This window comes from Collimonas sp. OK412 (genome assembly GCF_900112135.1).
Lineage (GTDB): Bacteria > Pseudomonadota > Gammaproteobacteria > Burkholderiales > Burkholderiaceae_D > Collimonas > Collimonas rhizosphaerae.
The window spans coordinates 139,250-161,428 of sequence record NZ_FOLC01000004.1 but is presented as its reverse complement, the minus strand read 5'-3'; the positions used below and the strand labels follow the sequence as shown (position 1 = coordinate 161,428).

Genomic DNA, 22,179 nt, shown 5'->3' with positions numbered 1-22,179 from the left:
TTTCAGAATTTGAGATAGTGATCGACCAGCAAGGCGGCGAACAGCAGCGACAGGTAGACGATCGAATAAGCGAAGGTCTTGCGTGCGATCAGGTCAGTGTAGTGCTGGTAGATCTGCCATGCGTACCAAAGGAAGATCAAGCCCAGCACCGCGGCGCAGCCCAGGTAGATCAAGCCGCTCATGCCGACCGCGAACGGCAGCATGGTGGTGGCTACCAGGGCGATCGTGTAGAGCCAGATCTGGAACTGGGTGAACTTCATGCCGTGCGTGATCGGCAGCATCGGCAGGCCGGATTTCGCGTAGTCGTCGCGCCGGTACATGGCCAGCGCCCAGAAATGCGGCGGCGTCCAGACAAAGATGATCAGCACCAGGATCCAGGCTTGCATCGGCACGTCGTTGGCGATCGCGGCCCAGCCCAGCGCCGGCGGCATGGCGCCGGCCAGGCCGCCGATGACGATGTTCTGCGGCGTCGCCGGTTTCAGGATGATGGTGTAGATGATGGCGTAGCCGACGAACGTGGCGAAGGTCAGCCACATGGTGAGCGGATTGACGAAGTTGTACAGCACCCACATGCCGAGCCCGCCTATGACGCCGGAAAACACCAGGGTCTGCGGCACGGTGATTTCCCCGCGCGCCATGGGACGCCGGGCGGTGCGCGCCATGCGCGAATCAATTTCACGCTCGACCAGGCAATTGACGGCAAAAGCAGCGCCGGCCAGCAGCCAGATACCAATGGTGGCGGCGATCAAGCGTTGCCAATCCGGCAAGCCGGGTGTCGACAGGAACATGCCGATCACCGCGCAAAACACCGCCAGCTGCGTAACGCGCGGCTTGGTCAGCGCCCAGTACTGGGCAATTCGATTAGGTGGTACGGTCAAAGCAGTCATGGGTGCGGGTTGAGGCGGTCAGCAATTACTGGGCGGATTCCCAAAATGGGGGATACGCCAGGAGCGAGTCTAGTCTTATAGTTTAACATGACCAGCAACAGCAGCAGCGCCGCCGCACCACCGTTGTGCGCCACCGCGATGGCCAGCGGCCAGTTCAGGAAAATGGTAGACAAGCCGGTAATCAATTGCAAGCCGACAACGATCAGCAGCCAGCGGCCGGTGTTTTGCAAACCCTCGGTGCGCAAGGCTTTGCAGGCCAGCCAGACAACAAAGGCGATCACCACGAAAGCGAAGCTGCGATGGGTCCAGTGGATTGCCGTCAGGGCCTGGAACGACAGGAATTCGCCATCGGCGGTCATGCCCAGGTGGCGCCACAGGGTGAAGCCGTTGGCGAAATCCATTTGCGGCACCAGTGCGCCATGGCACGCAGGAAAATCCGTGCATGCCAGGGCAGCATAGTTGGTGCTTACCCAGCCGCCCAGGGCAATCTGCAGAACCAGCAGCAGCAGGCCGGCCAGGGCCGGCCTGGCCAAGGCGCCGGCGCCGGCCGCTACCGGCGAATGATGGGTTTGCCGCGCCGCCAGCCAGGTCAGCATCGCCAGCAGGGTCAGGCCAAGCAGCAGATGGGTAGTGACGATCACCGGCTGCAGTTTTTGCGTCACGGTCCAGGCGCCAAACGCGCCTTGCAGGCAGACGAACAAAAACAGCCAGGTTGGAAACCAAGGTGAAAACCTGCTCTCCCGCTGGGCCGTTGCTGCTGGCTTGCGCGTTTTGAACCAGCGCATCCAGGCGATCACCATCAAGGCGATGATCAGCACGCCGACCCCCATCGCGAAATAGCGATGGGTCATCTCGATCCAGGCTTTCATGACCGTGACCGGACCGGTCGGCATGGCTTCCTGCGCCGCGCTGATATGGGCGTGCGCCTGCAGCGGATTGGAGTGGCCGTAGCAGCCGGGCCAGTCGGGACAGCCGAGGCCGGAATCGGTGAGGCGGGTGAAAGCCCCGAACATGATCAGGTCGAAGGTCAGGAACAGCGTCACCCACACCAGCTTGCGGTATTTATTGGTGTCGCTGGAAACCCAGACCACGCAGAACGCCAGCAAGGCAACCAGCAGTCCCATGCTGCCGAGCTGGATTAACATGGACGTTGTCATCGGCAACTCATCCTATCGCCGAAGCCCGCAGCAGCTTGGACAAGTCTTTTTTGACCTTGCCCGGATCAGCGTCCTTGGGGAAACGCATCATCAGGTGGCCGCGCGGATCGATCAGGTAGATGTGATCGGCGGCGCTGGTGCCAGCCTCGGTCGGCAGCCAGGCTTTCAGCAGGTCCGGCTTGACCCGCAGCAGCCTGGTGCCGTCGTATTCGCGCATCACCATGGTTGGCAAAGGCTGGTCGTCGGTAATCAGCCAGACCCGCTCGATCCTTTCCATTTCCTTGCCCTGCATCAGGCGCAGCTGGCGCATTTCGAACAGCTTGTCCTGGCAAGCCTTCTGGCAAGCGCCGCCATCGGCCTGCAGCATCAGCCACTTGCCTTGGTAGGCGTCCAGCGTGAGCGGCTTGCCGTCGAGCGCGGTGCTGCCCAGATCGGGCACGGGATAGTTGCGCGGATCGAGCAGCTCGCCGTAGTTATTGCGGCTTTGCGGCTTGATCACGTAGTACGTGAGATAGGAGGCAATCATCGGCGCTGCGCATACCGCAATCACCGCGAACAGTTTCCAGCGGCCGCTCCGGCGCTGTTTGTCGTCAGCCGGACTGGGCTGGCTTGTTGGTGTTTTCTGATCCACGTCTAAATCCTGTCACAACAAAAAAAATCAAGGCCATCACGGCCAGCGCATACCACTGGAACGCGTAGCCGCGGTGTTTTTCGATACCGAGCGAGGGCCTGGGCCAGTCGCGCAGCAGATGATCGTCTGAATTGCTGGTTTGTTCGATTACGAACGGCTGCAGCCTGAATTTGCTGGCGGCGGCGAATTCGCTGATTCCCAAGTTTTGCACAATCGCCTGGGGGCGCAAGGGGCCGGCATCTCCCAGCTGCAGGACATGGCCGAAATCGCGCCTGACCAGCCCTTCTATCTCGACCGTGCCGGCCGGCGTCGGGTAAGACGGCAGCTTGCTGCGATCGGCCGGATCGCGCGGCAGCCAGCCGCGCGCCACCAGCACATAACTATCCACACCCGTGTCCGACGCCGCCAGCTTGAACGGCATCAGCACATAAAATCCCGCCACGCCGTTCAAGGGACGATTGTCGAGATAGACCGGCCATCCGGCAATAAATTCACCGCGCAGCGCCATATGCCTGAACTCGATCTGGTCGACGTCTTGCAAGGCGCCGCCAAGCTTGACGGTGGCGTCGGCTTCGCGCTGCAGCAGCCTGTTTTCGATCGCCTGCTTCTGGTCGCCGCGACGGGTTTGCCATTGTGCCAACGTTATGCCCAGCAGCACCAGCAATACGGTCGCCACGAAGGGAACCAGCCGAAATCTGAATCTAAACCGGAATCCGATTGGCATTACAATATCGCCTTAGTCAACACTTCCCTGGCCCAAAAATGAAAATCGTCGTCGCCATCGCCTTCATCCTGATTATCGGCAGCCTTGCCTCGGCGCTGATTTTCCTGATGCGCGACAAAGGTAAAAGCAACCGCACGGTGCAGGCCCTGACCATGCGCGTCGGCTTTTCGGTCGCCCTCTTCATCCTGCTGCTGGTCCTGTACAAACTCGGCTACATCCAGCCGACCGGGCTGCACTGAGCAGCATACCGCTACCAGGATCCACAGTAAAAAAGGCCGCACCGAAGTGTGGCCTTTCTTTTATGCGCCTGATTCAGGCGCTTGATCCGATCTTGCCGTTACAGCCAGTACACCACGACGTACAAGCCGAGCCAGACGACGTCCACAAAGTGCCAGTACCAGGCCGCGCCTTCAAACGCGAAATGGTGTTCCGGGGTGAAATGTCCTTTCAGCACACGGAACAGCACCACCGACAGCATGATGGCGCCGATGGTGACGTGGAAGCCGTGGAAACCGGTCAGCAGGAAGAAGGTCGAACCGTAGACGCCGGAAGTCAGCTTCAGGTTGAAGTCGCTGTACGCTTCGATGTATTCGGCAGCCTGGAAGCCCATGAAGGTTGCGCCCAGCGCGATCGTGATGAACAGCCAGAATGCCGTCTTGCCGCGGTGGCCGGCGCGCAAAGCATGGTGGGAAATCGTCAGGGTGACGCCGGAAGCCAGCAGCAACGCCGTATTGATGGTCGGGATCGGGAACGGTCCCATGGTGCTGAAGGATTCGATGGTGCCGGCCGGGCCTGCATTGCCCCAGTGCGCGGCAAAATCCGGCCACAGCAGCTTGTTGTCAAGGTCGCCCAGCCATGGCATGGCAATGCTGCGGGCGTAGAACAAGGCGCCGAAAAACGCAGCGAAAAACATGACTTCGGAGAAGATGAACCAGCTCATGCTCCAGCGGTACGAGGTATCGATGCGTGCGCTGTACATGCCGCTTTCGGATTCGCGGATGGAATCGCCGAACCATTTGAACAGCACCACCAGGAACGACAGGATGCCGATAGCGCACAGCTCCGGCCCCCACACGACGCTGTTGACCCATGCCGCGGCGCCTGCCATCGTCGCCAGCAGCGAGACGCCGCCCAGCACCGGCCACCTGGATGGGCCAGGGACGAAATAGTAAGGCGCACTACCTTGTTGAGAACTCATTTCCATCTCCCGATACAAATTTAATTAGTTTCTGTCAGTTACTGTGCTGCGGTTTTACTTAGCGACAACCAGTTTCACGATGGTGAGCAGGATCGCAATAAAAATCAGGGCGCCGAGTATCCCGGCTATCACTACATGCACCGGGTTCAGGCCGGCGGCATCGCTTTCATAATCTTTTCTCTTGCGCACGCCGAAGAACGACCAGAATACCGCTTTCATGGTGGCGCCGAATGAGGCTTTACGGCGGCTTGCTTGCTTCAGATCCGACATTTGATACCCCTGGTTGTCCTGCCAATCATGCTGCTGGATAGCCCGGATCAGCCCGGTTTGTCCGGCTGCCCCGCAATTTCAAAAAACGTATAGGACAGCGTGATCAGCTTTACATCTTTAGGTATAGCAGGATCTATGTAAAACACCACCGGCATTTCCTTGGCCTGGTTCGGGCCCAGGGTCTGCTGGGTGAAACAGAAACATTCGACCTTCTTGAAGAAAGCCGCCGCCTGCTGTGGCGCATAACTCGGAATCGCCTGTGCATCCATCTTGCGCGACTGCTTGTTCACCACTTCATACACCACCTGCGTCATTTCGCCCGGGTGCACCTGCAAGCTGCTGACCGTCGGCCTGAAACGCCAGGGGCCTTGCGAATTGCCGTCGAATTCGACGGTAATCGTGCGGCTCTTGTCGACCTGGGTATTGGCCGGCGCTTCCACCGTGGCGTCTTTCGGCGTCAGGTAATTGACGCCGGTAATCTCGCAGATCTTTTTATACACCGGCACCAGGCCATAACCGAAACCGAACATCAAGACCGCAATCACCAGCAGCTTGCCCAGCATTTGCCCGTTCAGCTTCCTTGATTCAGCCTTGGCGCCTTCATTTGCGCCGTTATCCGCAGGATCCGCCATTTACTTGAACCACAGCATCTTGACGAAGATCGCAATGAAGAAGCTCAATGCAAGCAGGCCTACCAACAATCCGGTACGTACGTTATTCGGCTTCTTTGGGTTGCTCATTTTGCTCAGTCGCACAGGGTTGGCGGGCTTTGCTGCCGCCCGCCGCTACCGTTATTTAAAGGTCGGTGGCGTTTCGAATGTATGGAAAGGCGCTGGGCTAGGCACAGTCCATTCCAGTCCTTCGGCGCCATCCCATGGCTTGTCGGCTGCTTTCTTGCCGCCCTTGATCGATGGAATGATCACGAAGAACAGGAAGTAGACCTGGCTCAGGCCGAAACCCAGGGCGCCGATCGACGCCAGCATGTTGAAATCGGTGAACTGCGCCGGATAATCGGCGTAGCGACGCGGCATGCCGGCTAGGCCCAGGAAATGCATAGGGAAGAAAGTCACGTTGAACCAGATCAGCGAGTTCCAGAAGTGGATCTTGCCGCGGGTTTCGTTGTACATGAAACCGGTCCACTTCGGACCCCAGTAGTAATAACCGGCGAACAGCGCGAACAGGGAACCGGCCACCAGCACGTAGTGGAAGTGCGCCACCACGTAGTAGGTATCCTGCATCTGGATATCGATCGGAGTCACCGCCAGGATCAGGCCGGTGAAACCGCCCATGGTGAACACGAAGATGAAGCCGATGGCGAACAGCATCGGCGTTTCGAAGGTCATCGAACCGCGCCACATGGTAGCGATCCAGTTGAAGATCTTGACGCCGGTAGGCACCGCGATCAGCATGGTTGCGTACATGAAGAACAGCTGCGCAGTCACCGGCATGCCGGTGGTGAACATGTGGTGGGCCCAGACGATGAACGACAGGATCGCGATCGAAGCCGTGGCGTACACCATCGATGCATAGCCGAACAGCTGCTTGCGGGCAAAAGCCGGGATGATCTGCGACACGATGCCGAACGCCGGCAGGATCATGATGTAGACCTCCGGGTGTCCGAAGAACCAGAAGATGTGCTGGTACATCACAGGATCGCCGCCGCCGGCAGCGTTAAAGAAAGATGTGCCGAAATGACGGTCGGTCAGGGTCATGGTGATCGCACCGGCCAGGACAGGCATCACGGCGATCAGCAGGTAGGCGGTGATCAGCCAGGTCCAGCAGAACATCGGCATCTTCATCAGCGTCATGCCAGGCGCGCGCATGTTGAGGATGGTGGTGATGATGTTGATCGAACCCATGATCGACGAAGCACCCATGATATGGATGGCGAAAATCGCCATGTCCATGCCAGGTCCCATCTGGGTCGACAGTGGTGCGTACAGGGTCCAGCCGGCAGCGGTTGCGCCGCCCGGCACCAGGAACGAAGTCGCCAGCAGCAGCGCCGCCGGCGGCATCAGCCAGAACGAGAAATTGTTCATGCGCGCAAAAGCCATGTCGGACGCGCCGATCTGCAGCGGGATCATCCAGTTGGCGAAACCGACGAAAGCCGGCATGATCGCGCCGAACACCATGATCAGGCCGTGCATGGTGGTCAGCTGGTTGAAGAATTCCGGCTTGAAGAACTGCAGGCCAGGCTGGAACAGCTCGGCGCGGATCAGCAGAGCCAGCACGCCGCCAGAGAGCAGCATGGTGAACGAGAACCACAGGTACAAGGTGCCGATGTCCTTGTGGTTGGTGGCGAACAGCCAGCGGCGCCAGCCGTGCGGGTGCGCATGTTCGTCCCCGTGCGCGTGGTCGTGATCGTGAGAATGATCGTGTGCGTGATCGACTGCGGTAGTGCTCATCTCAATCTCCTAATTTACTTACGCGCAGCCAGCACTTCAGCTGGTTGGACAATATTTTCCTGGGCCTTGTTGGACCAGTTGTTGCGGGTATAGGTAATCACCGCAGCAATTTCGGTATCCGACAACACGGCTTTCCAGGCGGGCATCTGCATGCTGCCGGTGACTTTACCGTTCAGCACGACGTTGATCTGTTCAGCACGCGGGCCGTTGACGACCGGGTCGCCATCCAGCGCCGGGAACGCGCCGGGAACGCCCTTGCCGGTAGCCTGGTGGCAGACCGCGCAATTGGCCGTGTAGACTTTTTCGCCGCGCTGTTTCAGTTCGTCGATGGTCCAGGTCTTGGTCGGATCGTCTGCCTGCGCAGCCATTTCCTTTTTCTTGCCGTCGACCCAGGCCTTGTAATCTGCTTCGCTCAGGACGTTGACCACGATAGGCATGAAGGCGTGGTCCTTGCCGCACAGTTCAACGCACTGGCCGCGGTAGGTGCCGACCTTTTCAGCCTTGAACCAGGTGTCGCGCACGAAACCGGGAATCGCATCCTGCTTGACGCCGAATGCCGGAATGCCCCAGGAGTGGATGACGTCGTTGGCGGTGGTGATGATGCGGACCTTCTTGTTGACCGGGACCACCATCGGATTGTCGACTTCGATCAGGTAGTTGTCGTTCTTGACCTTGGTCGAATCCACCACTTGCTCATGCGGCGTCGACAGGTTGGACAGGAAGGAAATGCCCGAACCTTCGCCGTTGAGGTAGTCATAACCCCATTTCCATTGCATGCCGGTGACCTTGATCGTGAGGTCGGCATTGGATGTGTCCTTCATCGCCACCACGGTCTTGGTGGCAGGCAGGGCCATGCCGATGACGATCAGGAAAGGAACCACGGTCCAGGCGATTTCGACGCCGGTGCTTTCGTGGAAACTGGCCGATTTGTGGCCGAGCGATTTGCGGTGCTTGAGGATGGAGTAGAACATCACCCCGAAAACGGCCAGGAAGATCACCAGGCAAATGATCAGCATCAAGTGATGCAGGTCATAGATTTGCTGAGCAATTTGCGTCACCGGTGGTTGAAAGTTCATCTGCAGTACCGCTGGACCACCCGGACTATCGACCACCGCCCATGACGGCATAGCTGCCGACAAGAGCGAGGCACCGAGCATCAACGATATAAGGCGCTTCGCATATTCCATGATTTCCTCAAAAGCCCAAAATTATAATTATGATGTTCAACACTAGGCACTAGACACTTGTACGCTGTAGCTCCTGCCGCAGCTCCAGAACAAACTCGCGCCGCTTCCATTTCGTCAAAAACTGCCCTACTTCAACCCTGGTGCCAAGCGCCTCGATGTCTATCAGGCCCTTGTTTGTCTCTTGCACCGCAATCCGGATCGAATGCAGATCCAGCTTGAATCGTCGAACTTCCTGTGCCTGTATCACTTCCACAAGCAGGTAATCGTCCAGCATCGCTATGTGCTCGCGGTCCGTGGCATGCCTTGCATAGACCAGGAATGCGACGGCAACCGCCGACATTTCCAGGACCGCAAATACCAGGACAAACCAGGCGCCGCGCAAGGTAAAGCCGATTGCCACGGCAAACGACGTGGCACAGAGGATTGCATAGAAAAAACCAAGTTGGCGCGGCGCGATTGCGCAGTTACGCCTCAAGTCCCATTCTCGCTTAATCATGATGCACTATCGACACCGAGCAAGTCGCCTGTACGCACAAGCTAAAACCTTCGAAGTATAAGGGGTAACCGAAGATGTTATCAAGGAGAATCAAATCCTTATACCCGCTGCGCGCACGCCCTGAAAACCGCGCTTTCACCCTTGTGCGCCGCCGCTTTCCTCCACGGCAAGCCATCCAATTATCGCCCCATCGATATGTTTCATATAAGAAATTTATTATACCGACGAGAACCCGATCAGCAGATATACGCCATATCGACAACCCGCACCGCATCCCGACCTCCCCCGACAAGGCTTGGAATTAATTAGGGTCAGAGTCGATTTATTGTCGCCAATCCAGCTAGATGCGGATTTTCTGCGCGATGCGGCCAATCATTTCCAGTCCCGTCATGGCTTCAAATAAGCGTACCCCTGCGACTGCAGATCGGCGAGCAGCACAACTGCGCCTTTATCGGCAACGGTAAAACCTGGCAGCAGATCCTTCAGCGATACGTTCTGTGCCTTCATCGTATTGATGCAGGCACTCAGCCCGAGTCCCATTTTTGCCAGCCCGGCCACCTGCGCGCTCAATTCCGGGCTTGCCTGTGTTGAGTAAAACGCCTTGAGCGCCGCGCCATGTATGACCAGATTGATTTTGACCCGGTCCGGCCCTCCCATGCCGTCGAAATGATTCTGGATATTGCCGAGTACGAAACCGGCTTTATCAAGTTCATTCAGGTGATAGGCGACCTTGGCTTTATCCACGCCCGCAGCGCTTGCCGCATTGGCGCGCGACGCGGTGCCGGCAAGGACAGCTGCCGCGCCGATTGATGAGAACATTGTCAATAGTATGTTGCGTCGTTGCATATCTGCCCCCGAATGGAAAACGAACGAATAGGATAACGCTGATTTATCGAAGGTCTATAAGTGCATCGACGTTAAATCAAATCCGCCAACGGATGATTATTTTCTGTCCATGGATTGGCGAAAAAACCTTGGCCCCAATCGTCTGCGACTTCGGCCAAGGTTGCCGGCTGCCATTTCGGCTGGCGGTCCTTGTCGATGATCAGGGCCCGGATGCCTTCGGCAAAATCGGTGCGGGCGGCACAGTGGAGAGAAACCACATATTCGAGGCGGAACACTTCCGCCAGCGACATGTGCCGCGCCCGTTTCTGCAGGGCGTGCGACAGCCAGGCCGAGCCGGGGCTGCCGGCGACCAGCGTGGCGATGCCTCTTTGCAGCCACTGGTCTTCGGTTTCCAGCGTGACGATATTATCCACCACCTCCGCCAGGGTCGGTGCGCTGCACAGCCGGTTGATCAATGCGAAATGCTGCTGCAGCGGAACCGGAGCTGCCTCGAAAGCAGCAGCGCCCTGACCTTGGGCATCCAGCAGAACCCGGCTCAGCAACACATCATCCTGCCTGCCATCCCAAGGCTGGTTAAGCAAGGCAGCCAGCACCGCCTGCTTTTGCGCATGGCTGACCTGGTAGTCGGCCAGCCGCGCAAAAACGGCGTCGGCCGCACCGATGGAGGCCCCGCTCAAGGCCAGGAACAAACCGGCCTGGCCCGGCATGCGGTTCAGGAACCAGGTGCCGCCCACATCCGGATACAGGCCGATCGTGATCTCCGGCATCGCCAGCCGCGACTTCTCGGTCACCACGCGGTGACTGGCGCCCGCCATCAGGCCGATGCCGCCGCCCATCACGATGCCATGGCCCCAGGCCAGGATCGGTTTCGGAAAAGTATGGATCAGGTAGTCCAGCCGGTATTCGCGCTCGAAAAAATCGCAAGCGTAAGTATTGCTGCGGATGTCTTCCTGTTTATCTGCAGCGTGCTGGTCCAGCATGGTGCGGTACAAACCCTGCAGATCGCCGCCGGCGCAAAAAGCCTTTTCGCCGGCAGCCTGCAACACCACCATCACCAGTTGCGGATCGGCCGCCCACGCCCGCAATTGCTGGTCCAGCAGATCCACCATTTCCAGCGATATCGCATTCAGCGTCTTTTCGACATTCAGCGTGGCGACGCCGATGCGTTTGCCATTTTCGGCCGCCAGCTCTTCAAACAAGGCCGGCGCCGCCGTCATCTTTACTTCTGCCATCATTGATTGCTCCACACAGCCGGACGCTTTTGCAGGAAGGCATTCACGCCCTCCTTTTGATCCTGGGTATCAAACAGGTCGAGGAACAATTCGCGCTCCACCGGCAGCAAATTCGCCAGGGGATTGCTGCGCGCGCCCTGGATCAGTTTCTTGCAGGCGCTGATGCTGGACGGACTCTGCTTGGCAACCTGCTCGGCCAGCGCCAGCGCGCGCTGCCTGACTTCGCCCTGCTTGACCACTTCTTCGACCAGGCCGATGCGCAATGCCGTTTCGGCATTGACCCGCTCGCCGCACAAGATCATGCGTTTGGCCCAGCCTTCGCCAACCAGCCACGGCAGGTTCTGGGTGCCGCCGGCGCAAGGCAGCAAACCGACCGCAGCCTCGGGCAAAGCCATCTGCGCGTGCTCCTCGGCGATGCGCAAGTCGCAGGCCAGCGCGCACTCCAAACCGCCGCCCATGGCGTAGCCGTTGATGGCGGCGATCGAGACGCCGCGGAAGCCCGACAGGGTTTCGAATGCCTCGCCGAAGCGGCGCGCCATTTCGCGCGCCATGACCTTGTCGCCATCGGCGAACAGTTTCAGGTCGGCGCCGGCGCAAAAAAATTTCCCGCCTTCGCCGGTGAGCACCAGGCTGTAGATATCCTTGTCCGCGTTCAAGTCCCGGACCAGGCGCGTCAGGTCGCGCAGGGCGGCGCCGGTCCAGGTATTGGCCGGTGGATTGGCCATCGTGACGACGGCGGTGTGGCCGATGATTTCCAGCCGCAGGTTGGTGTAGGTAGCGTTAGCCATCATCGGATGTCCTCGTTGGATGCGCTGCTCAGCAATTGGCGGGCAATGATCACGCGCATGATTTCGTTGGTGCCTTCCAGGATCTGGTGCACGCGCACATCGCGGAAATGGCGCTCCAGCGGGTATTCCCGGATGTAGCCGTAACCGCCGTGGATCTGCAGCGCTTCGTTGCAGATCTGGAAGCCGATGTCGGTGGCAAAGCGTTTCGCCATCGCACAATATGTCGTCGCATTCGGATCCTTGGCGTCCAGCTTGCAGGCGGCCAGGCGCACCATCTGGCGCGCGGCCACCAGCTCGGTCTGCATGTCGGCCAGCTTGAACTGCAGCGCCTGGAAATCCGACAGCGGCCGGTTGAATTGCCGCCGCTCGCTCATGTATGCATGTGCTGCATCCAGTGCCGCCTGGGCGGTGCCGACCGAGCAGGTAGCGATATTGATGCGGCCGCCATCGAGGCCGCGCATCGCCAGGCGGAAACCTTCACCCTCTTGTCCCAGCAGGTGATCGGCGGGAATCCGCACGTTATCGAAGCTGATGGTGCGCGTCGGCTGGCTGTTCCAGCCCATTTTTTCTTCCTTGCGTCCATAGCTGATGCCCGGCGTATCTGCCGGCACCACGAAGGCCGACACGCCATGGGCGCCGCCGGCGCCGGTGCGCGCCATCAAGACCAGGACATCGGTAGCGCCGGCGCCGGAAATAAACGCCTTGGAGCCGTTGATCACGTACTCTCCGTTAACCAGCTGCGCGCTGGTTTTCAGGGAGGCAGCGTCCGAGCCCGAGCCCGGTTCGGTCAGGCAGTAGGAACCCAGCTTCTGGCCGCTCGCCAGCTTGCCGCACCAGGCTTCGCGCACTGCCGGCGTGGCCCAGTTGGCGATCATCCAGCTCACCATGTTATGGATCGTCAGGTAGGCCGTGGTCGAGGTGCAGCCGCGCGCCAGTTCTTCGAACACGACGGTGGCGTCCAGCCGCGACAAACCCAGGCCGCCGGCTTCTTCGGGCGTGTACAAGCCGCAGAAACCCAGTTCGCCCGCCTTGGCGATGACGTCGGTCGGGAAGATGCCTTCGGCATCCCACTTGGCGGCATGCGGCGCCAGTTCTCCTGCTGCGAAATCACGCGCGGTCTGCTGGAACGCGCGTTGCTCCTCTGATAATTCGAAATCCATGGTGGTCTGCCTCCAAATCGGATGGGTATGGGTGATTGCTGCTGACGGCAATTTCTATCCCAGCAGAATAGCAATAATTGACGTTAACGTAAACGTCACCCAATCCATTTGGACGAAAAAAAAGCGACGGAGAGAATGCCGTCGCCTGAGACCGCCTACCTGTCTTATGACTATTTAGGCATCAATACGGTATCGATCACGTTGATCACGCCGTTCGACTGACTCACGTCATAGGTGCTGATATTGGCGCTATGGCCGCCTTCGTCCGTGACGGTAATATTGTGCGGGCCATTTTGCGTGAAGGCCAGCTTGCCGCCGCTGGCGGTTGGCAATTCAGCCTTGCCATTGCCTTGCTTGATGGCGCTTTCAAGCTTGGCATAGCCATACCGGCCTGGCACCACGTGATAAGTCAGGATTTTGGTCAGGGTCGCCTTGTTTTCCGGCTTGACCAGGGTCTCCACCGTCCCGGCCGGCAGCTTGGCGAAGGCAGCGTTGGTCGGGGCAAATACAGTGAACGGCCCTTTGCCTTTCAGCGTTTCCACCAGGCCCGCAGCTTTTACCGCGGCTACCAGGGTGGTGTGGTCTGCCGAATTGACAGCGTTGTCGACGATGTCCTTGCTGGGATACATGCTTTGCCCGCCAACCATCACGGTATCTTCTGCATAAGCCGCGCCGGCGGCAATCAGGGTTGCGGACAAAGTCAAAGCATAGGTAAGTTTGCGCATGATGATTCCTTTGAAAGAAAGTCAGTTTTCGGAGCCTGCACAGTCATATACGCAACTGCCCCGCAACTGGATTCGCCGGATTCAAAAAATCATGCAAGAAAATGCAGATGCCGATATTGCATCTGCCGAAAGAAAATGAAGTAAGCCGATAGGCCGGATTCTGTTACGACGTCCAGGCTTGCGCCCTCGCGTTATGACAACCATTCCTCTAGGCGCTGGATTACTCCAGCGCTCAAGCTTCCTACCCGCACGCTCCGCGAGCAACATCAACGCGTGCCTATTTGGAATTGCTCCGAGTGGAGGTTACCGCGTTTCACCGTAACTTAATACGCTCGTCTCTGTGGCCCTATTCCTCGCCTCACGGCGGACGGCCGTTAACCGTCACCCTGCTCTATGGAGTCCGGACCTTCCTCCCGCCGGCGCATTGCAGCGCCGGCCAGCGGCTGTCTGGCTTACTTCAGGCGGCATTTTACCGCAACGGGAGCCGCAGCCCGCGCTATTTCATTGCACTCGCGTCATCAAACCCTGCCGACGATGCCAAAACAGCATGAGACAGAATATTGAGGCGTACGTATAGTATTCATGGCTTTGTGCACTGCAAGAGCACGGCAAGCGATATCACATCCCCGACAGGACAAGACAAATGCACATCTGCGTATTGGGCGCCGGCGTCATCGGCGTCACTTCCGCCTACCGGCTGCTGGAAGCCGGCCACCAAGTCACGCTGGTCGACGCCGAAGCGCTGCCGGGCAGCCAGACCAGCCTCGGCAACGGCGCCCAGCTGAGTTTCTCCTATGTCGCGCCGCTGGCCGATCCTTCGGTCTGGACCCACTGGCCGGAATACCTGTTCAGCGCCGGTTCGCCGTTGACGCTGCGGCCGAAAATGGATCCTGCGCAATGGCGCTGGCTGTTCAAGTTCCTGGCGGCCTGCAATGCCAGCCGGGTCAGGCAAACCACCGTCGACCTGCTGCGGCTGGCATTCTTCAGCCGCGGCCAATTGCAGCAACTGACGCAGGCGCAGCCGCTGGATTTCCAGCACCGCCGCGCCGGCAAGCTGGTGATGTACGGCGACGCCAAAGGACTGGAAGGCGCCCGCAAGCAAATCGAGTTCCAGGCCCGGCACGGCTGCCGGCAGGAAATCATCGACGCCGCACGCTGCATGCAGATCGAACCGGCGCTGGCCAACGCCAAGCGCGACTGGGCCGGCGGCGTGTATACCCCGAGCGAAGAAGCGGGCGACTGCGCACTGTTCTGCCGGCAACTGGTCGGAGCCATGTCGCAACAGCCGGGCTTCCGCTTCGCTCACTCGCAACGCATCCATAAACTGGAAATGCGCAACGGCGCCTTGACCGCGGTGCACGCCGGCCAGGAGCAAATAGCCGCCGACGCCTTCGTATTGGCATTGGGCGCCGCCAGCGCCGGTTTTGCACGCCAGGCCGGCTTCTCGCTGCCGCTCTATCCGCTCAAGGGCTACAGCATCACCGTGCCGTTGAACGACACCGCCACGCAGGCCGCGGCGCCGCAGGTGTCGATTACCGACCTTTCCCGGAAAATCGTTTATGCCCGGCTGGGAAACCGGCTGCGGGTTGCAGGACGAGTGGAACTGGTCGGCATGGACCGCAGCATACCGGCTGCCGCCATCGATGAATTGAAACGCGGCGTCAGTGAACTGTTCCCCGGCTGCGGCGACCTTTCGGACAGCGCCGGCCTGTCGCCCTGGACCGGATTCCGGCCGACGACGCCGAGCGGCGTGCCGCTGATTTCCGCTTCCCCGGTCAAGAACCTGTACCTGAATGTCGGCCACGGCAGTCTCGGCTGGACCCTGGCGCACGGCAGCGCTAGCCTGCTGGCGCAGCTGATCGCGGGCGGCGCCACTGCGATCGACGCCAGTCCTTTTTCATTTAGCGCAAGCAAAGGAACATCATGAAACTCATCACCAACCAGCAAGTCGCGGAACTGATCAACACCGGCGACGCCATCGACGCCATGCGCCAGGCTTTCGCCGGCATCGGACAAGGCGCGCAGCAGGCCAGGATGCGCACCAGCGCAGGCCCCGTCATGATGTCCAGCATGGGCGCGTTGCTGCCGGCCGCCGGCATTGCCGGTTACAAGGTCTACACCACGATCAACGGCAAATTTCATTTCGTCACCGTGCTGTTTTCCACCGAAGACGGGCGGCCTCTGGCGGCGATTGAATCCGACACCATGACCGGCTTGCGCACCGCTGCCGCCACCGCAGTCGCCGCCGACCACCTGGCCAGGCAAGACGTAGCCACGCTGGCGGTGATCGGCACCGGGGTCCAGGCGCACTCGCACGTGCCGGCTTTGCTGGCGGTGCGAAAATTCAAGGAGATCCTGATTGCCGGCCGCAGCGGCCAGCAGCAGTTTGCAGAGCAGGTCACGCAGCAGACGGGCATCCCGGCGCGCGCCGTCAGCATCGACGAAGCAGCCCAGGCCGGCGATGTGGTAGTTACCGTAACGCGCTCGGCCACACCGCTGTTTTCCGGCGACTGGCTGCAAGCCGGCGCCTTCGTGGCGGCAGTGGGCGCCAGCAAAGGCAACCTGCGCGAACTCGACGACCGCGCGATCGCCCGCGCCAACGCCCTGGTGGTCGAATGGAAACCGCAGGCGCAACAGGAAGCCGGCGACCTGCTGCTGTGCGAGCCCGGGACCTTTGCCTGGGAGCAGGTGTGGGAACTGGGACAGATTGTCGACGGCAGCAGTACCTACCGGCGCCAGCCGGACGACCTGGTGATCTACAAGGCGATCGGTGTCGGCCTCGAGGACATTGCCCTGTCCGGCCTGGTATACCGCCGCGCCTGCGAACGTTTCGGCTGGTAAGCCCTGTTGCAAGCGGGATTGCTTGCCGCCGCCATGCCGTCAGTCTAGAATCGGGCCACCGATGACTATTGACGACATGCACACATGGAATTCCACCTGCTGAGCTTCCTGAAGACCGTGCTGTTTGTGCTGGCGGCGCTGTTGCCGATCATGAATCCGCCCGGCGGCGCGCCGATTTTCCATGCGTTGACCATCTCCGCTTCCGACACCACCCGCAACTCGCTGGCGCGCGGGGTCGCCATCAATTCCTTCCTGCTGCTGGTGGGCGGCATGTTCATCGGCACCCACGTGCTGGCTTTTTTCGGCCTGTCGCTGCCGGTAGTGAAAGTCGCCGGCGGCCTGCTGGTGGTGGCCACTGCCTGGAAAATGTTGAACTCCGATGAAACGCCGATGGCGGAAGCGGTGCCCGCATCGCTCTGGACCGAACAGCTGGCCTCCAAGAAGGCTTTTTATCCGCTGGCGTTTCCGCTCACGGTCGGCCCCGGTTCGATCTCGGTCGCCATCACCCTCGGCGCCGGCGTGCGCGTGCCGAACGTGCCGCTGCCGCTGTCCATGGTCGCCGCCGTCGTCGGCCTGGCGCTGGCGGCATTGGCGGTCTATCTCAGCAATCGTTTTGCCGGCGTGCTGATACGCTTGCTGGGCGAGACCGGCACCACCGTCATGCAGCGCATGACCTCATTCATCTTGCTGTGCATCGGCGTGCAGATCCTGTGGGACGGGGTGAGCGGCTTATTATTGTTGTGGCAAGCGCACTAAATCACTTTTTCTGATTTTGCGGAATTCTAGTGATAAGATAATTGCCTCACCAACTCATTAGGAGCACACGATGCTGAAGAAGATGATGGTAGTTGCAGCGATGTTGGGCATGCTGGGCGCGCTGTCAGCGTGCAACACGATGGCCGGTGTCGGCAAGGACGTGCAAACCGGTGGTGAAAAAGTACAAGACGCGGCTCAGGACGTGCAAAAGAAAATGTAGTTTCCTGCGATGCTTTGCAGATAAAAAAACCCGACCTGGCGTCGGGTTTTTTATTCACGTCATGCAAGCATCGCGGTGCATCAGGCAAACTTGCTGAAATCAGGCTTGCGTTTTTCGAAGAAAGCCATGAACGCCTCGGCCGCCTCCGGCGCAGCCAGCATCGCACCGAAGTGTTCAACCTCCTGCTTCATCTGCGCTTCCACTGCCGCGGTCTGGCCGCCTTTCATGAGGCGCTTGGTGACGCGGATCGAAGCCGCCGGCAAAGCAACCAGCTTGGCCGCCTGTGCTCGCGCGAACGCCAGCAATTCTTCAGCTGGCAGCACCTTGTTGACCAAGCCCATGGCATTAGCTTCCTCTGCCGTAAAAGCCTCGCCCAGCAGGAGTTTTTCGGCCGCGCGCTGGTAGCCTGCGATTTGCGGCAGGATCAGGCTGGAAGCCGCCTCCGGGCACAAGCCGAGCTGCGTGAACGGCATTGAGAAACGCGCATTGTCGGCGGCATACACCAGGTCGCAATGCATCAGCAAGGTAGTGCCGATGCCAACTGCTGCCCCCGCCACCGCCGCCACCAGCGGCTTGCTGGCATGGCTGATCTGCCACAGGAACTGGAACACAGGGCTGTCGGAACCGGTCGGCCGGTTCTTCATGAAATCTTCGAGGTCGTTGCCGGCGCTGAAAATTTGCGGCTTGCCGGTAAACAGGATCGCCCTTACCGCGCTGTCGCTCTCCGCATCTTTTAGCGCGTCGACCATGGTCTGGTACATGGCGGCGGTAATCGCATTTTTCTTTTCCAGGCGATTGAATTCGATCGTCAGAATGCCGTTTTCCTTGCTAGTCAAAATATCCATCTGGTGCTCCAGTTCAGCGCACGCGATACGCGGCAGCATGATTACATTAAAGAAGACAAAAAAGCCGTGCGGGGGATAGCAGCACGGCTTTTTCGTTTTTACGATTGCTTATGACAATCTGCTAATTCAAACGATTACATGCGCTCGAAAATACCCGCGGCGCCCATACCGGTGCCGACGCACATGGTGACCATGCCGTACTTCAGGTTGTGGCGGCGCATGGCGTGGATCGTAGTCGCCGAACGGATCGCACCGGTTGCACCCAACGGATGGCCGAGGGCGATCGCGCCGCCCATCGGGTTGACCTTGGCCGGATCGAGGCCGAGATCCTGGATCACCGCCAGCGATTGCGCCGCAAACGCTTCGTTCAGTTCGATCCAGTCCAGCTGGTCCTGGGTGATGCCGGCGGCGCGCAACGCTGCCGGTATCGCTTCTTTAGGACCGATACCCATGATTTCCGGCGGTACGCCGCGCACTGCAAACGAGGCGAAACGCGCCAGCGGCGTCAGGTTGAACTGCTTCAGGATCTTTTCGCTGACCAGGATCAGCGCACCGGCGCCATCCGAAGTTTGCGAGGAGTTGCCCGCAGTGACCGTGCCTTTGGCGGCAAACACTGCCTTCAGCTTGGCCAAGCCTTCCATGGTGGACTCGCGCGCGCCTTCGTCGCGATCGACGATACGGGTCTTGATATCGATCTGGCCGGTCGCCAGGTTAGGGAAGCGCTCGATGATCTCGACCGAAGTCATTTCATCGTTGAACTCGCCGGCCGCCTGCGCCGCCAGCGCACGGCGGTGCGATTCCAGCGCGAATGCATCCTGCGCTTCGCGCGACACTTTCCATTGCTGCGCCACTCTTTCGCCGGTCAGCCCCATACCGTAGGCCATGCCGATGTTTTCATCCTTGAACACATCCATGTTGACCGATGGATGGAAGCCCATCATCGGCACCATCGACATCGATTCGGCGCCGCCTGCGAACATCACATCGGCCTGGCCGACGCGGATGCGGTCAGCCGCCATCGCGACTGCGGTGATGCCGGAAGCGCAATAACGGTTGATGGTGACGCCGCCGATGGTGTTCGGCAAGCCAGCCAGCAACACGGCGTTGCGCGCCATGTTCAAGCCTTGCGCGCCTTCCGGGAACGAACAGCCGATGATCGCGTCTTCGATCAGTTTCGGATCCAGGCCCGGCACTTGCGCCAGCGCCGATTGCATTACGCGCACCAGCAGGTCGTCCGGGCGCGTGTTCTTGAACATGCCGCGCGGCGCCTTGCCGATTGGCGTGCGGGTAGCGGCGACGATGTACGCATCTTGAAGTTGTTTAGTCATTTCCTGCTCCTGATTTGATTAGTTGCGCACTGGTTTGCCGGTCTGCATCATGCCCATGATCCGCTCTTGCGTCTTAGGGTTGTTCAGCAGTTCGACGAACGCTTTGCGTTCCAGGTCCAGCAACCATTGTTCATTCACTACGCTGCCCTCTTCCACTTCGCCGCCGCAGACGATGTTGGCGATCATGCTGCCCAGCTTGTAGTCATGGGCGGAGATGAAGCCACCGTCGCGCATGTTGACCAGCTGCGCCAGGATGGTCGCAACGCCGTAACGGCCGATGACCGGGATCTGCGCTTTCAGCGGCGGACGATAGCCGGCGTCGAACATGGCGCGCGCTTCGACCTTGGCCACATGCAGCAGCTCGTAGGCATTGAACACGATGACATCGTCGGCCTTCAGGTAGCCCATGCTCTTCGCTTGCAATGCCGATTTCGACACGTTGGCGGTTGCGGCGTTGAGGAAAGACGTCTTCAGGAATTGCAGGATGTCGTTGCCCTTGGCGTCGTTGGCAGCGCGTACTGCCGCTTCCTTCAAACCGCCGCCGGCCGGGATCAGGCCGACGCCGACTTCAACCAGGCCGATATACGACTCGATCGACGCCACGCGCTTGGCCGTGTGCAACGCCAGTTCGCAGCCGCCGCCCAGCGCCAGGCCTGCCACTGCGGCGACCACCGGCACGCTCGCATACTTGAGGCCCATGAAAGCCTGCTGCAGCTCGGCGACCATCGGTTCGATCGCCTTGGCGCCGCCCGACATGAACAAAGGCAGCATCGATTGCAAGTCGGCGCCGGCCGAGAATGCGCCGCCTTCGGCTGCATCCGCATGCCACAGCACCAGGCCCTTGTAATTCTTTTCGGCTTCCGCCACGGCCTTGTTCAGGCCGGCGATGACGCCAGGTCCGATTACGTGCATCTTGGTCTTGAACGACAAGACCAGCACTTGGTCGTTCTGATGCCAGGCGCGCACCGAGTCGTCCTCGAATACGGTAGTGCCGGCAGTCTTGCCGTCGGCCACGCCTTCACCCAGCAACGGCGCGCGGAATACCTGGCGTTCGTAGACCGGCAAGGTGGAACGGGCGACGTTGGCTTTCTTCGCTGGCGAATAAGAACCATCGGCAGCATGCACGCCGGTGCGGCCGTCGAATACCCAGGCTGGCAGCGGCGCATTGCACAGCGCCTTGCCCGCATCGATGTCTTCCTTGACCCAGCCGGCGATCTGCTGCCAGTCGGCGGCTTGCCAGATCTCGAACGGGCCTACGCTCCAGCCGAAGCCCCAGCGCATGGCGAAATCGATGTCGCGCGCATTGTCGGCGATCGATTCCATGTGGACGGCGATGTAATGGAAACCGTCGCGGAAAATCGCCCACAGGAACTGCGCTTGCGGATTGGTCGATTCGCGCAGGGTTTTCATGCGTTTGACCGGATCCTTGTCTTTCAGGATGCGCGCCACCAGCTCGTCGGCCTTGCCGCCGCCGGCAACGTATTCGCCTTTGGCCGCATCGATGCGCAGGATGTCCTTGCCGACCTTCTTGTAGAAACCGGCGCCGGCCTTCTGGCCCAGCGCGCCCTGCTCGACCAGCTTGGCCAGCAGCGGCGGCGTTGCGTACACGCCGTAGAAAGGATCGTCCTTCAGGTTGTCCTGCATGGTCTTGATCACATGCCCCATGGTGTCCAGGCCGACCACGTCGGCGGTACGGAATGTACCGGACTTGGCGCGGCCCAGCTTGGCGCCGGTCAGGTCATCCACCACGTCCACCGACAGGCCGAATTTTTCAGCCTGGTGCACGGTCGACAGGATGCCGAACACGCCCACGCGGTTGGCGATGAAGTTTGGCGTATCTTTGGCGCGGACCACGCCCTTGCCCAGCGTAGTGGCGAGGAAGCCTTCCAGCTGGTCGAGGATTTCCGGCTTGGTGGTCGCGGTAGGAATCAGTTCCACCAGGTGCATATAGCGCGGCGGGTTGAAGAAGTGCACACCGCAGAAGCGTGCTTTCAGTTCAGCGTCGAAGCCTTCCGACAAGGCCGTGATCGACAGTCCCGAAGTGTTGGACGCGAAAATCGCGTTCGGCGCAATGTGCGGCGCAACCTTCTTGTACAGGTCATGCTTCCAGTCCATGCGCTCGGCGATCGCTTCGATGATCAGGTCGCAGCCGGCCAGCACATCCAGGTTGTCTTCGTAGTTGGCGACTTCGATCAGCGATGCGTCATCCTTGTTGCCGAGCGGCGCCGGGCTGAGCTTCTTCAGGTTTTCAATGGCGCGCAGGACGATGCCGTTTTTCGGGCCTTCCTTGGCAGGCAGGTCGAACAGCACTACCGGCACCTTGGCGTTCAGGCAGTGGGCGGCAATTTGCGCACCCATCACGCCGGCGCCGAGAACGGCGACTTTTTTAACGATGAAATTGGACACTTGTATCTCCTTGGTCAGTCTGTTGGGGGCGTGGACATGCTTGGCTTCAGCGCAGGTCCACCCTACGGCTCATTTAG

Annotated in this window: 24 protein-coding genes and 1 other RNA gene; 6 read left to right on the top strand and 19 right to left on the bottom strand. The window is 59.9% G+C overall.

Features of this window, described 5'->3' with window-relative positions; all coding sequences use genetic code 11:
• Positions 1 to 2: 2 nt before the first annotated feature.
• The 4 genes from cyoE to BM062_RS06270 are packed head-to-tail and all read right to left on the bottom strand — an operon-like array spanning position 3 to position 3,351.
• Positions 3 to 887 carry a heme o synthase gene (gene cyoE, locus BM062_RS06285; RefSeq protein WP_092394743.1) on the bottom strand — a complete coding sequence of 295 codons (885 nt, stop codon included), beginning with the start codon at positions 885 to 887 and terminating at the stop codon, positions 3 to 5.
• On the bottom strand, positions 884 to 2,032 hold the full coding sequence (locus BM062_RS06280) for a COX15/CtaA family protein (protein WP_254784953.1): 1,149 nt from the start codon (positions 2,030 to 2,032) through the stop codon (positions 884 to 886). The genes cyoE and BM062_RS06280 overlap by 4 nt, the downstream gene beginning before the upstream one ends.
• Before the next feature lie 19 nt (positions 2,033 to 2,051).
• Positions 2,052 to 2,675 carry an SCO family protein gene (locus BM062_RS06275; protein ID WP_092394737.1) on the bottom strand — a complete coding sequence of 208 codons (624 nt, stop codon included), beginning with the start codon at positions 2,673 to 2,675 and terminating at the stop codon, positions 2,052 to 2,054.
• On the bottom strand, positions 2,635 to 3,351 hold the full coding sequence (locus tag BM062_RS06270; protein WP_371326551.1) for an SURF1 family protein: 717 nt from the start codon (positions 3,349 to 3,351) through the stop codon (positions 2,635 to 2,637). Before BM062_RS06270 ends, BM062_RS06275 begins: the two co-directional genes overlap by 41 nt.
• Before the next feature lie 86 nt (positions 3,352 to 3,437).
• Between BM062_RS06270 and BM062_RS06265 the strand changes: the two genes are divergently transcribed.
• Positions 3,438 to 3,638 (top strand): twin transmembrane helix small protein, encoded by a 201-nt coding sequence (locus tag BM062_RS06265; protein ID WP_092394731.1) that lies wholly within the window; start codon positions 3,438 to 3,440, stop codon positions 3,636 to 3,638.
• A gap of 98 nt (positions 3,639 to 3,736) precedes the next feature.
• Here BM062_RS06265 and BM062_RS06260 read toward each other — a convergent pair whose 3' ends face one another.
• From BM062_RS06260 to BM062_RS06210, 11 genes are all read right to left on the bottom strand, one after another.
• The gene (locus BM062_RS06260) at positions 3,737 to 4,597 is read right to left on the bottom strand and encodes a cytochrome c oxidase subunit 3 (protein WP_092395095.1); all 861 of its coding nucleotides are present in this window, start codon (positions 4,595 to 4,597) and stop codon (positions 3,737 to 3,739) included.
• A gap of 54 nt (positions 4,598 to 4,651) precedes the next feature.
• Positions 4,652 to 4,867, bottom strand: coding sequence for a DUF2970 domain-containing protein (locus tag BM062_RS06255; RefSeq protein ID WP_092394728.1), 216 nt, complete (start codon positions 4,865 to 4,867; stop codon positions 4,652 to 4,654).
• A 47-nt stretch (positions 4,868 to 4,914) separates the two neighbouring features.
• The gene (locus BM062_RS06250; protein ID WP_092394725.1) at positions 4,915 to 5,499 is read right to left on the bottom strand and encodes a cytochrome c oxidase assembly protein; all 585 of its coding nucleotides are present in this window, start codon (positions 5,497 to 5,499) and stop codon (positions 4,915 to 4,917) included.
• Between the two features lie 159 nt (positions 5,500 to 5,658).
• Positions 5,659 to 7,272, bottom strand: coding sequence for a cytochrome c oxidase subunit I (ctaD, locus tag BM062_RS06245; RefSeq protein WP_092394722.1), 1,614 nt, complete (start codon positions 7,270 to 7,272; stop codon positions 5,659 to 5,661).
• 14 nt (positions 7,273 to 7,286) lie between these two features.
• Positions 7,287 to 8,459 (bottom strand): cytochrome c oxidase subunit II, encoded by a 1,173-nt coding sequence (gene coxB, locus BM062_RS06240; protein WP_092394719.1) that lies wholly within the window; start codon positions 8,457 to 8,459, stop codon positions 7,287 to 7,289.
• 49 nt (positions 8,460 to 8,508) lie between these two features.
• The gene (locus BM062_RS06235) at positions 8,509 to 8,955 is read right to left on the bottom strand and encodes a DUF2244 domain-containing protein (protein WP_092394716.1); all 447 of its coding nucleotides are present in this window, start codon (positions 8,953 to 8,955) and stop codon (positions 8,509 to 8,511) included.
• A gap of 387 nt (positions 8,956 to 9,342) precedes the next feature.
• Positions 9,343 to 9,801, bottom strand: a complete 459-nt coding sequence (locus BM062_RS06230; RefSeq protein ID WP_092394713.1) for a DsrE family protein — start codon at positions 9,799 to 9,801, stop codon at positions 9,343 to 9,345.
• Between the two features lie 71 nt (positions 9,802 to 9,872).
• The gene (locus tag BM062_RS06225) at positions 9,873 to 11,036 is read right to left on the bottom strand and encodes an enoyl-CoA hydratase/isomerase family protein (RefSeq protein WP_092394710.1); all 1,164 of its coding nucleotides are present in this window, start codon (positions 11,034 to 11,036) and stop codon (positions 9,873 to 9,875) included.
• A complete protein-coding gene (locus BM062_RS06220; RefSeq protein ID WP_092395092.1) occupies positions 11,033 to 11,821 on the bottom strand; it encodes an enoyl-CoA hydratase in 789 nt (262 codons plus the stop codon). The genes BM062_RS06225 and BM062_RS06220 overlap by 4 nt, the downstream gene beginning before the upstream one ends.
• On the bottom strand, positions 11,821 to 12,981 hold the full coding sequence (locus tag BM062_RS06215; RefSeq protein ID WP_092394707.1) for an acyl-CoA dehydrogenase family protein: 1,161 nt from the start codon (positions 12,979 to 12,981) through the stop codon (positions 11,821 to 11,823). The genes BM062_RS06220 and BM062_RS06215 overlap by 1 nt, the downstream gene beginning before the upstream one ends.
• Positions 12,982 to 13,151: 170 nt before the next feature.
• Positions 13,152 to 13,706 carry a fasciclin domain-containing protein gene (locus tag BM062_RS06210; RefSeq protein ID WP_092394704.1) on the bottom strand — a complete coding sequence of 185 codons (555 nt, stop codon included), beginning with the start codon at positions 13,704 to 13,706 and terminating at the stop codon, positions 13,152 to 13,154.
• Here BM062_RS06210 and BM062_RS25515 point away from each other — a divergent pair.
• Positions 13,705 to 13,845: a hypothetical protein gene (locus tag BM062_RS25515; protein WP_175500905.1), complete on the top strand. Its 141-nt coding sequence runs from the start codon at positions 13,705 to 13,707 to the stop codon at positions 13,843 to 13,845. The two genes, BM062_RS06210 and BM062_RS25515, sit on opposite strands and share 2 nt — an antisense overlap.
• On the opposite strand, the gene rnpB is transcribed toward BM062_RS25515, so the two are convergent.
• Positions 13,840 to 14,165, bottom strand: an RNA gene (gene rnpB, locus BM062_RS06205) — RNase P RNA component class A. The two genes, BM062_RS25515 and rnpB, sit on opposite strands and share 6 nt — an antisense overlap.
• A 184-nt stretch (positions 14,166 to 14,349) precedes the next feature.
• On the opposite strand from rnpB, the gene BM062_RS06200 reads away from it, so the two are divergent.
• The 4 genes from BM062_RS06200 to BM062_RS06185 all read left to right on the top strand — a co-directional run bounded on the left by BM062_RS06200 (position 14,350) and on the right by BM062_RS06185 (position 17,523).
• Positions 14,350 to 15,633 (top strand): D-amino acid dehydrogenase, encoded by a 1,284-nt coding sequence (locus BM062_RS06200; protein ID WP_092394701.1) that lies wholly within the window; start codon positions 14,350 to 14,352, stop codon positions 15,631 to 15,633.
• Positions 15,630 to 16,547: an ornithine cyclodeaminase family protein gene (locus BM062_RS06195; RefSeq protein ID WP_092394698.1), complete on the top strand. Its 918-nt coding sequence runs from the start codon at positions 15,630 to 15,632 to the stop codon at positions 16,545 to 16,547. The genes BM062_RS06200 and BM062_RS06195 overlap by 4 nt, the downstream gene beginning before the upstream one ends.
• Before the next feature lie 84 nt (positions 16,548 to 16,631).
• A complete protein-coding gene (locus tag BM062_RS06190) occupies positions 16,632 to 17,303 on the top strand; it encodes a MarC family protein (protein ID WP_092394696.1) in 672 nt (223 codons plus the stop codon).
• A gap of 70 nt (positions 17,304 to 17,373) precedes the next feature.
• Entirely contained in the window at positions 17,374 to 17,523 is a 150-nt protein-coding gene (locus BM062_RS06185) for an entericidin A/B family lipoprotein (RefSeq protein WP_092394693.1), read from the top strand.
• 80 nt (positions 17,524 to 17,603) lie between these two features.
• Here the strand turns inward: BM062_RS06185 and BM062_RS06180 are convergent, their stop codons facing one another.
• The 3 genes from BM062_RS06180 to BM062_RS06170 all read right to left on the bottom strand — a co-directional run bounded on the left by BM062_RS06180 (position 17,604) and on the right by BM062_RS06170 (position 22,102).
• Positions 17,604 to 18,368: an enoyl-CoA hydratase gene (locus BM062_RS06180; protein WP_092394690.1), complete on the bottom strand. Its 765-nt coding sequence runs from the start codon at positions 18,366 to 18,368 to the stop codon at positions 17,604 to 17,606.
• A gap of 134 nt (positions 18,369 to 18,502) precedes the next feature.
• The gene (locus BM062_RS06175; protein ID WP_092394687.1) at positions 18,503 to 19,696 is read right to left on the bottom strand and encodes an acetyl-CoA C-acyltransferase; all 1,194 of its coding nucleotides are present in this window, start codon (positions 19,694 to 19,696) and stop codon (positions 18,503 to 18,505) included.
• 18 nt (positions 19,697 to 19,714) lie between these two features.
• Positions 19,715 to 22,102 (bottom strand): 3-hydroxyacyl-CoA dehydrogenase/enoyl-CoA hydratase family protein, encoded by a 2,388-nt coding sequence (locus BM062_RS06170; protein WP_092394685.1) that lies wholly within the window; start codon positions 22,100 to 22,102, stop codon positions 19,715 to 19,717.
• Between the last annotated feature and the right edge of the window lie 77 nt (positions 22,103 to 22,179).

Excerpts from the sequence above, each read along its gene's own strand:
- cyoE (WP_092394743.1), bottom strand. The coding sequence starts at position 887 with ATGACTGCTTTGACCGTACCACCTAATCGAATTGCCCAGTACTGGGCG.
- BM062_RS06280 (WP_254784953.1), bottom strand. The coding sequence starts at position 2,032 with ATGTTAATCCAGCTCGGCAGCATGGGACTGCTGGTTGCCTTGCTGGCG.
- BM062_RS06265 (WP_092394731.1), top strand. The coding sequence starts at position 3,438 with ATGAAAATCGTCGTCGCCATCGCCTTCATCCTGATTATCGGCAGCCTT.
- BM062_RS06260 (WP_092395095.1), bottom strand. The coding sequence starts at position 4,597 with ATGAGTTCTCAACAAGGTAGTGCGCCTTACTATTTCGTCCCTGGCCCA.
- BM062_RS06255 (WP_092394728.1), bottom strand. The coding sequence starts at position 4,867 with ATGTCGGATCTGAAGCAAGCAAGCCGCCGTAAAGCCTCATTCGGCGCC.
- BM062_RS06250 (WP_092394725.1), bottom strand. The coding sequence starts at position 5,499 with ATGGCGGATCCTGCGGATAACGGCGCAAATGAAGGCGCCAAGGCTGAA.
- ctaD (WP_092394722.1), bottom strand. The coding sequence starts at position 7,272 with ATGAGCACTACCGCAGTCGATCACGCACACGATCATTCTCACGATCAC.
- coxB (WP_092394719.1), bottom strand. The coding sequence starts at position 8,459 with ATGGAATATGCGAAGCGCCTTATATCGTTGATGCTCGGTGCCTCGCTC.
- BM062_RS06235 (WP_092394716.1), bottom strand. The coding sequence starts at position 8,955 with ATGATTAAGCGAGAATGGGACTTGAGGCGTAACTGCGCAATCGCGCCG.
- BM062_RS06230 (WP_092394713.1), bottom strand. The coding sequence starts at position 9,801 with ATGCAACGACGCAACATACTATTGACAATGTTCTCATCAATCGGCGCG.
- BM062_RS06225 (WP_092394710.1), bottom strand. The coding sequence starts at position 11,036 with ATGATGGCAGAAGTAAAGATGACGGCGGCGCCGGCCTTGTTTGAAGAG.
- BM062_RS06220 (WP_092395092.1), bottom strand. The coding sequence starts at position 11,821 with ATGGCTAACGCTACCTACACCAACCTGCGGCTGGAAATCATCGGCCAC.
- BM062_RS06215 (WP_092394707.1), bottom strand. The coding sequence starts at position 12,981 with ATGGATTTCGAATTATCAGAGGAGCAACGCGCGTTCCAGCAGACCGCG.
- BM062_RS25515 (WP_175500905.1), top strand. The coding sequence starts at position 13,705 with ATGATGATTCCTTTGAAAGAAAGTCAGTTTTCGGAGCCTGCACAGTCA.
- BM062_RS06210 (WP_092394704.1), bottom strand. The coding sequence starts at position 13,706 with ATGCGCAAACTTACCTATGCTTTGACTTTGTCCGCAACCCTGATTGCC.
- BM062_RS06200 (WP_092394701.1), top strand. The coding sequence starts at position 14,350 with ATGCACATCTGCGTATTGGGCGCCGGCGTCATCGGCGTCACTTCCGCC.
- BM062_RS06195 (WP_092394698.1), top strand. The coding sequence starts at position 15,630 with ATGAAACTCATCACCAACCAGCAAGTCGCGGAACTGATCAACACCGGC.
- BM062_RS06190 (WP_092394696.1), top strand. The coding sequence starts at position 16,632 with ATGGAATTCCACCTGCTGAGCTTCCTGAAGACCGTGCTGTTTGTGCTG.
- BM062_RS06185 (WP_092394693.1), top strand. The coding sequence starts at position 17,374 with ATGCTGAAGAAGATGATGGTAGTTGCAGCGATGTTGGGCATGCTGGGC.
- BM062_RS06180 (WP_092394690.1), bottom strand. The coding sequence starts at position 18,368 with ATGGATATTTTGACTAGCAAGGAAAACGGCATTCTGACGATCGAATTC.
- BM062_RS06175 (WP_092394687.1), bottom strand. The coding sequence starts at position 19,696 with ATGACTAAACAACTTCAAGATGCGTACATCGTCGCCGCTACCCGCACG.